Origin of the sequence: Streptomyces spororaveus (assembly GCF_016755875.1) — a bacterium.
GTDB lineage: Bacteria > Actinomycetota > Actinomycetes > Streptomycetales > Streptomycetaceae > Streptomyces > Streptomyces spororaveus.
Genome location: NZ_BNED01000005.1, coordinates 2,946,975 through 2,962,581, shown reverse-complemented (window position 1 = coordinate 2,962,581; position 15,607 = coordinate 2,946,975). Strand labels below are relative to the sequence as shown.

The window sequence follows — 15,607 nt, the reverse complement described above, 5'->3', positions numbered from 1 at the left end:
GGGGCCCCGGCGTGGAGGGGCGGGAACCACCTGTCCCACAGGCCCCGCGCACCCCGCCGCGCAGGCAGGTGAGGCCGCGGCGGGAGACGACGGCCCGTCATACGGAGCGGCGCGAGTGGCGCGAGTGGCCGGTGATCCGCGGGCTCCGGCCGGCGCACTGCCACACCGGCCTCACCCGGCCTCGCCCGGCCCGAACGGCCCGGCCGGCCCGTCCGCGCCGTCGCCGCCCGCCGGGGCCCGCGCGGCGCCGCCGTCCTCGGCCGCGCCGTGCGCGAGGCGTACGCCATCGGCCCCGGGGCACGGCGAGATCGGGCCGGGCCGGCGGCGCCCGCCGCAGGGCCGCCTCCGGCGCCCCCTACGGCTTACTCGTCCGCGTCGGGGATCCGGGCCGGCTCGGCACGTGACCGCCAGTCGGCCGGGACGCCGGACAGGCCCGCGCGGGCGGCCACGACGCCGCCGACGATCGCGCACGTGGTGTCGCGGTCGCCCCAGCCCTCCAGCGTGCGCCACAGCGCCTCGGCCACGTCGTCCGGCTGCCCGGCGGCGCACCACAGCGCGAACGGCACCGTGTCCGGCGCCGAGATCCGCCACCCCGAGCCGAGCAGCTCCGCCGCCTCCCGCACGGTGGTCGCGGCCGGCAGTCCGGCCGCCGTCAGCAGCAGGTCCCGCACCTGGCCCGGCTGCACCCGGCCGGCCACCTCCCGCAGGAACTCCGGCCGCTGCGGCGCCGGACCGCCCCGGCCCGCGGCCGCCAGTGCCGCCGCCACCGCCACGGCGACCGCACCGGCCACCGCCTCCGGGTGCGCGTGCGTGGCCAGCGCCGACCGCCGCGCCTGCTCCACCACCGTGTCCACGTTCCCGTGGAAGAAGGCCCCGAGCGGAGCCACCCGCATCGCCGCCCCGTTGCCCCACGAGCCCTGGCCGCCGAACTGCCCGCCCGTGACGGCCCGCCAGTCCTCCCCGGCCCCGATCCGCTCCAGCACCTCGTGCATCGAGGCCCCGTACTGCCGGTAGGCGTCCCGCGCGTACTCGGCGGCGAAGGCCGCGGCCAGCTCCGCCGGGCGGACCTCCCCGTACCGGACCAGGTGCGCGTGCAGCACGAGCCCCATCGCCCCGTCGTCCGTCCACTTCCACGGCCCCGGACGCACCTCGCGCCCGGCCAGCCACCGCTCACCGGCCTCGGCGTCCCGGACGAACCAGCTCTGCCCGAAGGCGTCCCCGAGCACCAGCCCCTCCAGGCTCTCCCTGGCCGTGTCCACCCCGTCGTTCATACGGGCGACGATGCCACACCCGTGCGCGGGCACCACCCGAATTGACCGGCGACCGGCCGCTCCCCGCCGCCCCCGGCACTGCGGGCGTGTCCGGGTGACCTGTTGGCGCAGGACCGTCCTCGCTAGCCTTCCGGGGGTGATGCGCGGGTGCACAGCGTGGTGAGCCCGCTCCGATCCGCAATCCCCTGCGAAGGTGGAACGTGTGAAGGCTATCCGTCGATTCACCGTGCGCCCCGTCCTCCCGGAACCCCTGCTGCCGCTCACCGACCTCGCGCGCAATCTGCGCTGGTCGTGGCATTCCGAGACCCGTGAACTCTTCCAATCCGTCGACCCCGAGGGCTGGCAGGCCGCCGGCGGCGATCCCGTCCGGCTGCTCGGCGCCGTCTCCGCGGCCCGGCTCGCCGAACTGGCCGCGGACCGCCGGTTCCTGCGCCGGCTCGCCGTCGCCGCCGCCGACCTCGATGACTACGTCAACGGCGGGAGGTGGTACCAGAGCCAGGAGAACGGCGCGGAACTGCCCGCCGCCATCGCCTATTTCTCGCCCGAATTCGGCATCACCGCCGCCCTGCCGCAGTACTCCGGCGGCCTCGGCATCCTCGCCGGGGACCACCTGAAGGCCGCCAGCGACCTCGGCGTCCCGCTCATCGGGGTGGGCCTGCTCTACCGCCACGGCTACTTCCGCCAGTCGCTCTCGCGCGACGGCTGGCAGCAGGAGCACTATCCCGTCCTCGACCCCAACGAACTCCCGCTCGGCCTGCTCCGCCAGGACGACGGGACCCCCGCCCGCGTCTCACTGACCCTGCCCGGCGGCCGCGCCCTGCACGCCCACATCTGGCAGGCCCGGGTCGGCCGGGTGCCGCTGCTGCTCCTGGACTCCGACGTCGAGGACAACGACGCCCCGGCCCGGGAGGTGACCGACCGGCTCTACGGCGGCGGCAGCGACCACCGGCTGCTCCAGGAGATGCTGCTCGGCATCGGCGGCGTGCGCGCGGTGCGCGCGTACTGCCACATCACCGGCCACCCCGATCCCGAGGTCTTCCACACCAACGAGGGCCACGCCGGGTTCCTCGGACTCGAACGCATAAGGGAACTGGAGCGGGAGCAGGGCCTCGGCTTCGACGGCGCCGTCGAGGCGGTGCGCGCCGGAACCGTGTTCACCACGCACACCCCCGTCCCGGCCGGAATCGACCGCTTCGAGCGGGCCCTGGTCGCCCGGCACTTCGGGGAGGGCGGCGAACTGGCCGGCGTTCCGGTCGAGCGGATCCTGGAACTGGGCGCCGAGACCTACCCCGGCGGCGACCCCGGCGTGTTCAACATGGCCGTCATGGGTCTGCGCCTGGCCCAGCGGGCCAACGGGGTGTCCACCCTGCACGGCGCGGTCAGCCGGGAGATGTTCGCCGGGCTGTGGCCGGGCTTCGACCCGGCCGACGTGCCCATCACCTCCGTGACCAACGGGGTCCACGCCCCGACCTGGGTGGCCCCCGAGGTGGTCCGGCTCGGCGCCCGCCAGATCGGCGCCGGGCGGACCGAGGACGCCCTGTCGGTCGGCGGCTCCCCGCGCTGGGACGCGGTCGCCGAGATCCCGGACCAGGACGTGTGGGACCTGCGGCGGGTGCTCCGCGAGCAGCTGGTGCAGGAGGTACGCGACCGGCTGCGGGCCTCGTGGCGCCAGCGCGGGGCGGCGGCGGCCGAACTGGGCTGGGTGGACTCCGTGCTCGACCCCGACGTGCTGACCATCGGCTTCGCCCGGCGCGTGCCCTCGTACAAGAGGCTGACGCTGATGCTGCGCGACCCGGAACGGCTGCGCAGGCTGCTGCTGGACCCGGAGCGGCCGGTGCAGATCGTGGTGGCGGGCAAGGCGCATCCGGCCGACGACGGCGGGAAGCGGCTCGTGCAGGAGCTGGTGCGGTTCGCGGACGACCCGCGGGTGCGGCACCGGATCGTCTTCCTGCCCGACTACGGCATGGCCATGGCGCAGAAGCTCTACCCGGGCTGCGACGTCTGGCTGAACAATCCGCTGCGTCCGCTGGAGGCGTGCGGCACGAGCGGGATGAAGGCCGCCCTGAACGGCTGTCTCAACCTGTCCGTGCTGGACGGCTGGTGGGACGAATGGTTCGAGCCGGACTTCGGCTGGGCCATCCCGACCGCCGACGGGCTCGGAGCGGACGAGGACCGGCGCGACCACCTGGAGGCGAGCGCCCTCTACGAGCTGATCGAGAACCGGGTCGCGCCCCGGTTCTACGACCGGGCCGGGCGCACCGGACTCCCGGTGCGGTGGATCGAGATGGTCCGGCGCACGCTCGTCTCGCTGGGGCCGAAGGTGCTCGCCGGGCGGATGGTCCGGGAGTACGTGGAGCGGCTGTACGCCCCGGCCGCGCTCGCCCACCGCGCCCTGGACACCGGGGCGGCGCGTGACCTCGCCTGGTGGAAGGGAAGGGTCCGGGCGGCCTGGCCGCGGGTCTCCGTCGAGCACGTGGAGACGCTGGCCGCGGCACCGGTCAACGGCACGGCCGAACTGGGCGCCACCCTCACCCTGCGCGTGCAGGTGGCGCTGGACGCGCTCACCCCCGAGGACGTGGAGGTACAGGCCTTCGGCGGCCGGGTGGACCCGCAGGACGTGATCCGGGACGGACGGAGCTTCCCGCTCAAGGCCGCCGCGGGGCCCGACCTGGAGGGCCGCTGGGTGTACGAGGGCCCGCTCGCCCTCGACCGTACGGGGCCCTTCGGCTACACGGTGCGCATCCTGCCCGCGCACCCGCTGCTGGCCACCCCGGCCGAATTGGGCCTGGTCGCGGCACCGGTGGAGACGGACGCGGGGGGCGGGGTGCTCCTGCGCTGACCCGTGCGGGGCCGGGCGGTGCGCCGTGGAGCGCGCCGCCCGGCCTCATGGGTGAACCACGCTCGCGCCGAGTCTGCGGAAACGTTCTTGCCGGGTGTCCCGCTCCTACGCTGCCCGAGGATGCCACCGGACCGGCATCCGCGGAACCCGAGGAACGGACTCCCCCATGCGTCTTCGCTCGACCGCCGCCGTGTTCGTCGGCGCTCTGGTGCTCGCCCTGCCCACCGCCGGCCCGTCGATGGCCGACGACCACGGCGAACGCGCCCTCGGCACGCTGCACTACCAGTACCTCGACGCGGCGGGCATCGAGAGAAGAGGCCAGATCCGGCCCGCCGACAACGACACCTGCTACCTGCTGACGCGTACCTCCCGCGACGAGCCCGCCATCGAGGTGCGCAACGACACGGAGTCGCTGGCGGTCCTCTTCGACAACCGGAGCTGCGACGGCGAGGCGGAGAAGGTGCTGAAGCCGGGGGAGCGGGCGAGTCGGGTGGAGGTCGTCTCGGTCTACTTCAAGCCGGTGGACGGGGAGGACCCGGGCCGGGGCGACAACGGCGGGAACGGTGGCAACGGCGGGAACGGCACCTGGCCGGGGCGGGACGACCGGCCCCGTGACGACGAGGCCGACGAGGACCAGACGGACACCGGCAACAGCGGGAACACGGGGAACACCGGCAACGGCGGGAACGGCACCTGGCCGGGCCGTGAGGACCAGACCGGCCAGACCGGCCAGAACCCGGACCAGAGCCAGAACCAGAACCGTGATGAGGAGGAAGAGGACGAGGACTTCCTCGCCGCCCTCTTCCGTGCCCTTCGCTGACCTGGGTCCGGGGCCCGGCCGAGCGGTACCCATGGAACAGGGCCGCCCGGGGAGGATTCCTCCCGGGCGGCCCCGTGATCTATCTGTTCAGCCGTTGCCCAGCCCGACCCGCCGGGGTCAGAAGGTGAGCTTCCAGCTGTTGATGTAACCGGTGTCCAGGCTGGCGGCGTCCCTGACGCGGAGCTTCCAGGTGCCGTTCGCGACCTCGGAGGAGGCGTTCACGGTGAACTGCTGGACGATGTTGTCCGCGCTGCCGCCGGTGCGGTTGCGCAGGTTGTAGACGCTGCCGTCGGGGGCGACCAGGTCGACCACGAGGTCACCGACGTAGGTGTGGACGATGTTCACGTCCACCTTGAGGGCGCTCGGGGCGTTGCCCGTGCGCGTCACGTTGATCGGGGACTCGACGGTCGCGTTGTCCGCGATCTGGTAGTCCGTGGTGTTCTCGAAGACGTTCGGCTGCGTGGTGCCGACCGTCCAGGTGAACGCCGCGGTACCGGTCTGGTTCTGCGAGTCGGTCACCGTGACGGTCACGTTGGACGTGCCCGCGGTGGTGGCGGTGCCCGAGATCAGGCCGTTGGAGGAGTTGATCGACAGCCCGGCCGGCAGGCCGGTCGCCGCGTAGCTCAGCGCACCCGGGTTCGTGCTGGTGGCCTGGACCTGCAGGCTGACCGCACTGCCCGTGACGGTGTTCTGGTTGGCGATCGGGGTGACCGAGACGCCGTTGGAGATGCGGGATCCGACGGCGATGCCGGCCCACGCGTTGGCGACGTTGTTGTAGACCGTCGAGCCCTGGCCGTAGAGGTCGGCCGCGGCCTTCAGGGTCTGGACGCGGGCGTCGGCGTAGTTGGTCGTCGACTTGAAGTAGCCCACCGTCAGCGCACGGAACCAGATCTTCGAGGCGGCGTCACGGCCGATCGCGGTGACGGGCAGGCCGTCCGCGGTCGGCGAGTTGTAGCTCACGCCGTTGATGACCTTGGCGCCCGAGCCCTCGGAGGCCAGGTAGTACCAGTGGTTGGCCGGGCCCGAGGAGTAGTGGACGTCGATGCCGCCGAGGCCCGAGTACCAGCTGTCCTTGGACGCGCCGTCCTTGCTCGGCTTGTCCATGTAGCGCAGCGGGGTGCCGTCGCCGTTGATGTCGATCTTCTCGCCGACCAGGTAGTCGCCGACGTCCTGCGGGTTGTTGGCGTAGAACTCGACGGCCGCGGCCATGATGTCCGAGGTCGCCTCGTTCAGACCGCCGGGCTCACCGCTGTAGGTCATGTTGCCGGTGACCGAGGTCAGACCGTGGGTCATCTCGTGCGCGGCCACGTCGGTGGAGGTGAGGGGCTTGTTGTTGCCCTCACCGTCGCCGTACGTCATGCAGAAGCAGGAGTCGCTCCAGAAGGCGTTGACGTAGGCGTTGCCGTAGTGGACCCGGCTGTACGGGGCCACGCCGTCGTTGCGCAGGCCGTTGCGGCCGTGCACGTTCTTGTAGTAGTCCCACGTGGCGGCGGCGCCGTAGTGCGCGTCCGCGCCGGCCGTCTCCAGGTTGGACGCCTGGTTGTTGCCCCAGATGTCGTCCGGGCCGGAGAACAGCGTGCCGGTGCCGGATCCGGTGCCGCGGTTGAGGTTGTAGGTCTTGTGGCCACCGCGCGCGGCGTCGGTCAGGTTCCAGGTGGAGCCCGACTGGGTGGTCCCGAGGGTCACCTGGCCGCTGTACATCGTGTTGCCGGTGCCGGTCTCGATGGCCTGCCACTCGGTGATCTTGGCGCCGGTCTTGGCGTTGGTCACCACGTGGAGCTCGTTCGGCGTGCCGTCGTGCTGGAGGCCGCCGACGACGGTCTCGAACGCGAGGACCGGAGCGCCTTCGGCCGCCCAGATCACCTTGCGGGCGCCCTTGGAGGCCTTGGCCTCCTTGGAGCCCCCGGCGTTCGCGGCGGAGACGGCCTGGCTCTCGGCGGCCGCCGGGGTGACGGCGGCGCTGGTGTCCGCGACCTTGATCTCGTGGTTGGTCGCCTTGGTCACGCTCTTGGTGACGCCGCCCTTGGCGTGGACGGTGAGGTCACCACCGAGGACCGGGAGGCCGTCGTAGGTGCGCTCGTAGGTGGTGTGCGTGGTGCCGTCCGCGTCCTGGACGACGTCGCGGACCACGAGCTTCTCGCCGCTGCCGAGGCCGAGGGCCTTGGCGGCCTGCGCGGTGGTCGAGTTGGCCTCGGCCAGGAGCGTCGCACGCTCCGACGCGCTCAGTGCGCGGTTGGCCGCGCCCGGGTTGGGCTGGGAGGCCGTGGGTGCCTGTGACGCGGTGGCGTCGGCGGTAGCGGTGCCGGTCTGTATGCCTACGGCGAGCAGAGCAGCCGCGGCAACGAGCGCGCCGGCCGCGGTGGCACGCCTCTGGGGGGTGGACCTCAACGCAGACTCCTTCTGCAAGGGGGGTTCCGGATGGCTGGGTGGGCCTCCGGGCAGAACAGGGCTGGTGCGATGAACGGTCGAAGATTGCCACTCGCAGCCGCAGATGTCAGGGGCGCGTCAAAAGGTTGGCCGGAAACAGTCCGTTGTCCGAAGATGCGTATCCGTTATCCGGACCATTCGCCTGCGCGGGTGCGCTGCACCGTCCGGCATCCGGAACGCCTGGTACCGGTTGCTAACACTTGCGCAACAAGAGGCTGCGTTGACCCAAACGGCATTTACCGTACGGGTGTTTGTCGTACTGTTTCCCGGTGCGGCAGATGTTCGTTGCCAGGGGAAGCGATGGACACCCGCCACTGTCATAGACCACGTGCCAGGGGGGCCCATGAGGCATGTCCATATTCCTGCGCAAAGAGTGGCCGTGGCGGCCAGGGAGCCCCTTGCGCCCGCACGGCGCCTCGGGGACAAGGCCCGCTGGTACCGCCCGGCCGCCGTCGCCGCCGACTTCTTCGGCGCCGCCGTCCCCGTAGGACTCGTCTTCGACGCCGCGCAGCAGGTCCGGCCCGTCTACTGCGCCCTGGCCGCCGCCGTGGCGTGGACCGGGGTGCAGGCGCTGCGCCGGCGCTACGCGACCCGGGCCCTCGGGGAGTCCCGCGGTGTGCTGCCCGTCGTACACGACTGGCTGATTCTGATCGGCGTCCTGGCCGTGGCGCGTGTGGTGACCGAAGAGGCCACCCCCCGGCTGTCCGCCCTCGGGGCCCTGCTGCCCGCTCTGCTCATCACCATCGCCGTCCACAAACTGACGTACCGCCACCTCTCGGCCGCCCGCCGCGAGGCCCAGGCCGTCAGCCGGGTCCTCGTCGTCGGCGAGCCCGACGCGGCCGAGGACGTCATCGCGCACCTCGCCGCCCGCACCGACCACCCCTACGTCGTCGTCGGCGTGGTCCCGGTCGGCGCCGGGCCGCTCGCCAGCGGCGTGCCCGTGGCGGCGCGGCTCGACGGATCGGCCCCCGAGGCCCCGAACGGCGACTCCGCGGCCGTGCTCGGCGCCGTCGCCAGCCATCACGCCGACCTGGTGCTGGTGGCCCCCGGCGTACGGATCACGGGGGAGCGGCTGCGCCGCATCGCCTGGGCCCTGCACGACACGGGTCTGGAACTCGCCGTCTTCCCCGGGCTGGTGGAGGTCTCCGTCAAGCGGCTGGAGACCCTGTCCGCGGGCGGGCTCGCCGTACTGCGGGTGGCGCCGCCCGTCAGCCGCGGGGTGCAGACCCTGCTCAAGTCCGCCCTGGACCGGGTCGGAGCCGCGGCCGGACTGCTGCTGCTCTCCCCGGTCCTCCTGGGGATCGTCCTGGCCATACGCCTCGGTTCGCGCGGCCCGGCCTTCTACCGGCAGCGGCGGATCGGGCGCGACGGGGTCCCGTTCGTCATGTGGAAGTTCCGCACGATGGTGGTGGACGCCGACGCGCTCAAGGCCGAGCTGTCCGGGTCCAACGAGAACGACGGCCTGATGTTCAAGATGCGCCGCGACCCCCGGGTGACCCGGGTGGGCCGGCTGCTGCGCCGCACGTCGCTGGACGAGCTGCCGCAGCTCGTCAACGTACTGATCGGCAACATGTCGCTGGTCGGCCCGCGTCCGCCGCTTCCGGAGGAGGTGGCGGAGTACGACGAGGTCGAGCTGCGCCGGCTCACCGTGCGGCCCGGGATGACGGGACTGTGGCAGATCAGCGGAAGGTCCGACCTGTCGTGGGACGAGACGATCCAGCTTGACCTGCAGTACGTCGACAACTGGTCCTTCACCAGCGATGTCGACGTGATGGGCCGTACGCTCCGCGCCGTCGTAGACGGTCGCGGAGCATACTGAGGGACCTGGGCCGCCTGTGCGATCAGCTCTGCTCGCGCCACCACTTGTACGTGGCGGCGATGCCGTCCCGCAGCGGGACCGCGGGCTTCCAGCCGAGCGACGTCAGGCGGCTCACGTCCAGCAGCTTGCGCGGGGTCCCGTCGGGCTTGGACGTGTCCCACGCGAGCCGGCCCCGGAAGCCGGTCACTTCGGCGACCGTCTCGGCCAGTTCCCTGATGGTCAGGTCCTCGCCGCAGCCGATGTTGACGGGCTCGTCGCCGTCGTAGGTGTTCAGCAGCACGGCGCAGGCCGCGGCCAGGTCGTCCACGTGCAGGAACTCCCGGCGCGGGGTGCCCGATCCCCACAGCGTGACCTCGTCGCGGCCCTCGGCGGCGGCCTCGTGGAAGCGCCGGACGAGCGCCGGCAGGACGTGCGAGGTCTCCAGGTCGAAGTTGTCGCCCGGGCCGTAGAGGTTCGTCGGCATGGCCGAGATGTACGAGGCCCCGTACTGCTTGCGGTACGACTGGACCTGGACGATGCCGGCGATCTTCGCGAGGGCGTAGGCCTCGTTGGTCGGCTCCAGCGGGCCGGTCAGCAGGGCGTCCTCGCGGATCGGCTGCGGCGCCAGCTTCGGGTAGATGCAGGAGGAGCCGAGGAACAGCAGCCGGCCCACGCCGGCGGCATGGGCGCCGCCGATCACGCTGAGCTGGATCTGCAGGTTCTCCTCCAGGAACTGCACCGGGTAGGTGCTGTTGGCCATGATCCCGCCGACCTTGGCGGCGGCCAGCACCACGGCGTCCGGGCGGACGTCCTTCAGGTACGCGGCGGTCGCGGCGGCGTCGCGCAGGTCGAGGTCGGCGCGGCCCCGGGTGAGCACCTCATGGCCGTCGGCGGTGAGCCGGCGGGCGACCGCGGACCCCACGAGGCCGCGGTGGCCCGCGACGAAGACGCGGGCGTTCGGGGGCAGGAGCGGCAGCGAACTTGTCATACCGCCGATGATGCCAGTCCGCCACCGCGGGGGTCGCAGGGGTCCACGGCCCGGCCCGCGCCCCCGGCCGTGCCGGGCGCCGGAACCGGATCCGTGGCGGCCCGCGTCAAGAGCACCGAGCGGCGTCCGCCCAGCGGGGGGCGCCCGAGGGCGGCCGTGTACGGTACGCATCCAGCCCCCCGGGCCGCGGAACGGCCGCCGGGCACACCACCCGAGACGGCCCGCGCCGCACCCACCCCGAGGCACAGCCTCATCACGACCGACAGCAACCACCTTCAAGGGGACCCCATGGGCAAGACCGCACTGATCACCGGAGTCACGGGACAGGACGGCTCGTACCTCGCCGAGCTCCTGCTCTCCAAGGGCTACACGGTGCACGGGCTGGTGCGGCGGTCCTCCAGCTTCAACACGGAGCGGGTCGACCACATCTACCAGGACCCGCAGACCGCCAACCGGTCCTTCGTCCTGCACCACGCCGACCTCTCCGACGGCGTCGCCCTCGTGAACCTGCTCCGTGACATACGCCCCGACGAGGTCTACAACCTCGGCGCGCAGTCCCACGTCCGCGTCTCCTTCGACGCCCCGCTCTACACGGGCGACGTGACCGGCCTCGGCGCGCTGCGGCTGCTGGAGGCGATCCGGGCCAGCGGTGTCGACACCCGCATCTACCAGGCCTCGTCCTCCGAGATGTTCGGTGCCACCCCGCCCCCGCAGAACGAGGCGACCCCGTTCCACCCGCGCAGCCCGTACGGCGCCGCGAAGGTCTTCGCGTACTGGACCACGGTGAACTACCGCGAGGCGTACGACATGTTCGCCGTCAACGGGATCCTCTTCAACCACGAGTCCCCGCGCCGCGGCGAGACCTTCGTGACCCGCAAGATCACCCGCGCGGTGGCCCGCATCAAGGCCGGCCTCCAGGACCACCTCTACCTCGGCAACCTCGACGCGGTGCGCGACTGGGGCTACGCCCCCGAATACGTCGACGCCATGTGGCGGATGCTCCAGCAGGACGAGCCCACCGACTACGTCGTCGCCACCGGTGTGGCCGCGACCGTCCGCGAGTTCGTCGAGTCCTCCTTCACGCACGCCGGCCTCGACTGGACCGACCACGTCCGCTACGACGCCAAGTACGAGCGCCCGAGCGAGGTGGACGCCCTCATCGGCGACGCCTCCAAGGCCCATGACCTGCTTGGCTGGAAGCCGACGGTCCTGGTGGCCGAGCTGGCGCAGATCATGGTCGACGCCGACATCCGTCAAGTCGAGGACCAACTGGCGGGTGTGACGGTCCGTATCGATCGCTGAGGCCTTATATTTCCCCTACGGTTTGCCGTGTTCCGGTCATACTCCGCAGCTCTGCGCGGGTGTGGCCGGGGTAAACCTGCCGTATGTCCCTTGTGCACCCTCCATGCTGAACCTGTTGATTCCAAGTTGGTATGCAATGGGTCAAGAGAGGTGACCGGGCCTTCACATGAGCCCTAGTCTGCGCCAGTACATATGGCTGTTCGGATAGTTCCAGCCATCAAACCGGGCAATTGCCCTGGGGGGCTCATGCGTAGATCCAGAGGGCTGACTGCCGCCCTCGTACTGTCACTGGCCGGTGCGGGCACCGGTATAGGCCTGGTGCTGATGCCGCAGGCATCCGCCATCACGGCTCCGGTGGCATTCACCGCCGACGAGCTGCCGACCTGGCAGACGAACGGCGTCGTCTGGGCGATGGCCCAGGCCAACGGCACCGTCTTCGCCGGCGGTACCTTCTCGGCCGTCCGCCCGCCCGAGGGCGCGGCAGGCGCGGAGCAGAACGCCGTGAACTTCGTGGCGCTCGACGCCGCGACCGGCAATCCCACCTCCTGCAAGCTGGCCTTCACCATCGGCGAGGGCACGGCGACCGTGCGGACGCTCGTCGTCTCGAAGGACAAGAAGACCCTCTACGCGGGCGGATCCTTCGGCGCCGTCAACGGCACCCCGGTCTCCAGCCTCGCGGCGATCGACATCGCGAGCTGCACCCCCAAGGCATCGTTCCACCCGAGCTTCCCCGCCACCGTGCGCGCGCTCGCCGTCACCGACGACACCCTCTACGCGGGTGGCGACTTCACCACCGTCGAGGGCCAGCAGCGCGAGCGGTTCGCCGCCGTGGATGCGTCCTCCGGCGCGCTGAAGCCCTTCGTCGCGAACGTCGACGAGCCGGGCCGCGCGGTCGAGGTCACCCCCGACGGCAAGAACGTGCTCCTCGGCGGCGACTTCTTCACCGTCAACGGCTCCAACAGCCACGCCCTCGCCGTGGTCAACGCCGGCACGGGCGCGGTCACCAAGACGTACAGCAACATCCCCTCGAACTCGGTCGTCAAGGACATCTCCACCGACGACACCGGCTTCTACACCGGTCACGAGGGTTCCGGCGGCGGCGTCTTCGACGGCCGCATCGGTCTGCGCCTGAGCGACTTCACCGAGAAGTGGCGTGACCGCTGCCTCGGCGCCACCCAGTTCGTCCTGCCGTACGAGGGCGTGCTCTACAGCTCCTCGCACGGGCACGACTGCTCCACCGAGCTGGAGTTCCCCGACGGGAAGCGCAACTTCCTGCTGGCCCAGCCGACCAACCACGAAGGCGCCGCCCCCGCGCCCGTGGACGGCTTCGTGCGCGGCCCGGGCAAGCTCGGCTGGCACCCCACGGCCAACGACGGCATGGACGGCACCGAGGGCATCGGCCCGCGCGTCATGGCCGTGGCCGAGAAGAACGACGTCAAGTACATGTGGGTCGGCGGTGAGTTCACCCTCATCAACGGCAAGCCGCAGTGGGGCCTGACCCGCTTCGCCTCCACCGGCGACGTCGGCGCCCCGACCACCCCGGTGGCCAGCGCCGCGAGCGTCAAGCCCGGTGAGGTCCAGGTCCGCTGGCGCACCAGCTACGACGCGGACGACAGCAAGCTGACGTACCGCATCTACCGCAACGGCTCGGCCACCCCGGCCGCCACCGTCACCGCCAGCTCGCTGGAGTGGCAGCGTCCCCAGGCCTCCTGGAACGACACCACGGTCAAGGCCGGCCAGTCGTACACCTACCGGGTGACCGCGACCGACGCCGCCGGCAACACCAGCGCCCTGTCGGCCGTCGCCTCGGTGACCGTCCCGACCTCGGTCCAGGCCTACCCGAACCAGGTCCGCGCGGACGGCGCCCAGCTGTACTGGCGCTACGACGACACGGTCAGCCCCTACGTCGCCGACACCTCCAACGGTGGCAACACCAGCGGTGTCCAGATCAACACCCCGGCCCTGCGCCAGACGCCCGGCGCGGTCTCCGGCAGCAGCACGGCGATGGGCTTCAACGGGACCAGCCAGCAGGTGCACAGCGACCGCCGTCAGACGGTCGGCAACACGTTCACCATCGAGACCTGGTTCAAGACGAACACCACGCGCGGCGGCAAGCTGATCGGCTTCGGCAACAACACCTCGCGCAACAGCGGCCAGTACGACCGCCAGCTCTACATGACCAACACCGGCCGCCTCGTCTTCGGCGTCCACAACGGCTCGACCCGCACCGTCTCCACGGGCCTGTTCGAGACGTACAACGACAACAAGTGGCACCACGTGGTCGGCACCCAGGGCCCCGGCGGCATCACGCTGTACGTCGACGGCCAGGCCAAGGACTCGCTCAACGCCAACAGCACCGGTACCTACGCGGGCTACTGGCACGTCGGCGGTGACAACCTCGCCGGCTGGCCCACCCGCCCGACGAGCAACTTCTTCGCCGGCCAGATCGACGAGACGGCCGTCTACCCGTCGGCGCTCACCGGGGCCCAGGTCAAGAGCCACTTCGACCTGGCCAAGGCGGCCACCGACACGGTCTCCACGGTCAAGACGACCGAGGACACCTACATCAACCAGGGCGCCCCGAGCACCGCCTACGGCACGTCCACCTCGCTCGCCGTGCGCGGCAGCGGCTCGCTGTACGAGACGTACATGCGCTTCACCCTCCCGGCCGCCCCGGCCGGCCAGGTCCTGAAGTCCGCCTCGCTGCAGATCAAGACGAGCACCCAGGCGAACTCCGGCACCGCCGACACCGTCAAGGTGGTCCCGGTCACCGGCAACTGGACCGGCGCGGGCACGACCTTCAACACCAAGCCCACCCTCGGCACCACCCCGCTCGGCAGCATCGCGGGCGTGCCGGAGGGCTCCGCGGTCCACAACGTGGAGCTGGACACCGCCGCGGTCTCCGCGGCGCTGGGCACCAACTACGGCCTGGGCCTGACGAGCACGGGCACCGACCCGCTGTGGATCTGGTCCGCCGAGGCCACGGCGGCGGAGGGCACTCCGCAGCTGGTCCTCACCTTCGGCACGAAGTAAGCGTCGAAAACCGAAACAACCGCCTTACGGCGTACGGGGTCCGGTCCTCTGTGGCCGGGCCCCGCTGCACACCCCCTTGAGTACGGGAGCCATCCGATGTACCGACGCTCCGCAGCGGCTGCTGTCCTGCTGGCCGCCGCCCTGACGCTGACCGCCTGCAGTTCGGGCGGGGACAAGGCCGACTCCGGCGCGAAGCCGAAGCCCCCGGCCTCGTCGTCGGCCCCCGACCCGGCGGACGCTCCGCAGCCGTCGACCGACCCGAACGCGAAGCCGACCGGCCCCGTCGTGCCGGACGCGAAGCTCACCCCGAAGACGGGCAGCTTCACGGCGGAGGAGAAGAAGTACCTGAGCGGGCGGGTCCCCGACAAGGTGGACCCGGCATCCGTGCTGCAGGGCGGCCAGGACGCCTGCCAGCGGGTGCAGCGCACCGCGAAGCACGACAAGGACGCGGCGACCGGAGCCGTCATCACCGGCGAGATCCCGGGCGCCAAGGACGCGATCACCCTCCTGTGCCCGGACCAGAAGCCGATCCTGGCCGCGGCGGAGAAGGGCTTCCCCGAAGGCCCCCGGACCTCGCCCGCGGCGGGCAACTACCGGGCGCTCACCCAGGCCACGAACTGCACCTGGGAGGCGAAGGGCAAGGACGGCGGCATCCTCGCCTCGGGCCCCGAGACCCCGCCCAAGGCGGGCGACAAGATCACGGCGGCGATCCCGGCCGGCACGGCCGAGTTCAACTCCTCGGGCTGCTACGCCTGGATCCCCGCGTAACACCCGCACCGCGCACACCACCGAGGTCGCGAAGACGCCCCGCAGGACCGGACCACCGGCCCTGCGGGGCGTTTCCGTTCCCGATACCCGGGTACCCGCGCGGTCACAGACACCAACCGGAAGGCGGACCCATGGGCATCGGCGGATGCATAGGCCTGATCGTGGTGGGCGCCATCCTCACCTTCGCCAGCGACTGGGAGATGGAGAGCGTCAACCTCGACCTGGTCGGTCTGATCATGATGGCGGTGGGCGGGATCGGCCTCGCCGTCTACACCAGCATCTACAAGCGGCGCCGGGCGGCGGGCGCGATCCCCGTGGTGGAGGAACACCGCCGGGACGTCATCTGACGCACGGCCCCACC

10 protein-coding genes are annotated in these 15,607 nt (G+C 71.7%); 7 read left to right on the top strand and 3 right to left on the bottom strand.

The genetic code is table 11. From position 1 onward, the window contains the following. Nucleotides 1-362: 362 nt before the first annotated feature. Nucleotides 363-1,271: an ADP-ribosylglycohydrolase family protein gene (locus tag Sspor_RS15375; RefSeq protein WP_202199654.1), complete on the bottom strand. Its 909-nt coding sequence runs from the start codon at nucleotides 1,269-1,271 to the stop codon at nucleotides 363-365. A gap of 202 nt (nucleotides 1,272-1,473) precedes the next feature. Between Sspor_RS15375 and glgP the strand changes: the two genes are divergently transcribed. Both glgP and Sspor_RS15365 read left to right on the top strand, forming a co-directional pair. Beyond that, entirely contained in the window at nucleotides 1,474-4,110 is a 2,637-nt protein-coding gene (glgP, locus tag Sspor_RS15370) for an alpha-glucan family phosphorylase (protein ID WP_202199653.1), read from the top strand. A gap of 166 nt (nucleotides 4,111-4,276) precedes the next feature. Further along, a complete protein-coding gene (locus tag Sspor_RS15365; RefSeq protein ID WP_202199652.1) occupies nucleotides 4,277-4,930 on the top strand; it encodes a hypothetical protein in 654 nt (217 codons plus the stop codon). 117 nt (nucleotides 4,931-5,047) lie between these two features. Here Sspor_RS15365 and Sspor_RS15360 read toward each other — a convergent pair whose 3' ends face one another. Further along, nucleotides 5,048-7,318: a M4 family metallopeptidase gene (locus tag Sspor_RS15360; protein WP_202199651.1), complete on the bottom strand. Its 2,271-nt coding sequence runs from the start codon at nucleotides 7,316-7,318 to the stop codon at nucleotides 5,048-5,050. 382 nt (nucleotides 7,319-7,700) lie between these two features. Here Sspor_RS15360 and Sspor_RS15355 point away from each other — a divergent pair, with 382 nt between their 5' ends. Next, entirely contained in the window at nucleotides 7,701-9,176 is a 1,476-nt protein-coding gene (locus tag Sspor_RS15355) for a sugar transferase (protein WP_202199650.1), read from the top strand. A gap of 22 nt (nucleotides 9,177-9,198) precedes the next feature. Here the strand turns inward: Sspor_RS15355 and Sspor_RS15350 are convergent, their stop codons facing one another. Further along, on the bottom strand, nucleotides 9,199-10,143 hold the full coding sequence (locus tag Sspor_RS15350) for a GDP-L-fucose synthase family protein (RefSeq protein ID WP_202199649.1): 945 nt from the start codon (nucleotides 10,141-10,143) through the stop codon (nucleotides 9,199-9,201). A 288-nt stretch (nucleotides 10,144-10,431) separates the two neighbouring features. Between Sspor_RS15350 and gmd the strand changes: the two genes are divergently transcribed. From gmd to Sspor_RS15330, 4 genes are all read left to right on the top strand, one after another. Then, nucleotides 10,432-11,445, top strand: a complete 1,014-nt coding sequence (gene gmd / locus Sspor_RS15345) for a GDP-mannose 4,6-dehydratase (protein ID WP_202199648.1) — start codon at nucleotides 10,432-10,434, stop codon at nucleotides 11,443-11,445. Between the two features lie 246 nt (nucleotides 11,446-11,691). Continuing rightward, complete coding sequence (locus Sspor_RS15340) at nucleotides 11,692-14,478, top strand: CBM96 family carbohydrate-binding protein (protein WP_202199647.1); 2,787 nt, start codon at nucleotides 11,692-11,694, stop codon at nucleotides 14,476-14,478. A gap of 96 nt (nucleotides 14,479-14,574) precedes the next feature. Beyond that, a complete protein-coding gene (locus Sspor_RS15335) occupies nucleotides 14,575-15,246 on the top strand; it encodes a hypothetical protein (protein WP_202199646.1) in 672 nt (223 codons plus the stop codon). 131 nt (nucleotides 15,247-15,377) lie between these two features. After that, entirely contained in the window at nucleotides 15,378-15,593 is a 216-nt protein-coding gene (locus tag Sspor_RS15330) for a DUF6458 family protein (RefSeq protein WP_030026053.1), read from the top strand. Nucleotides 15,594-15,607: the final 14 nt, after the last annotated feature.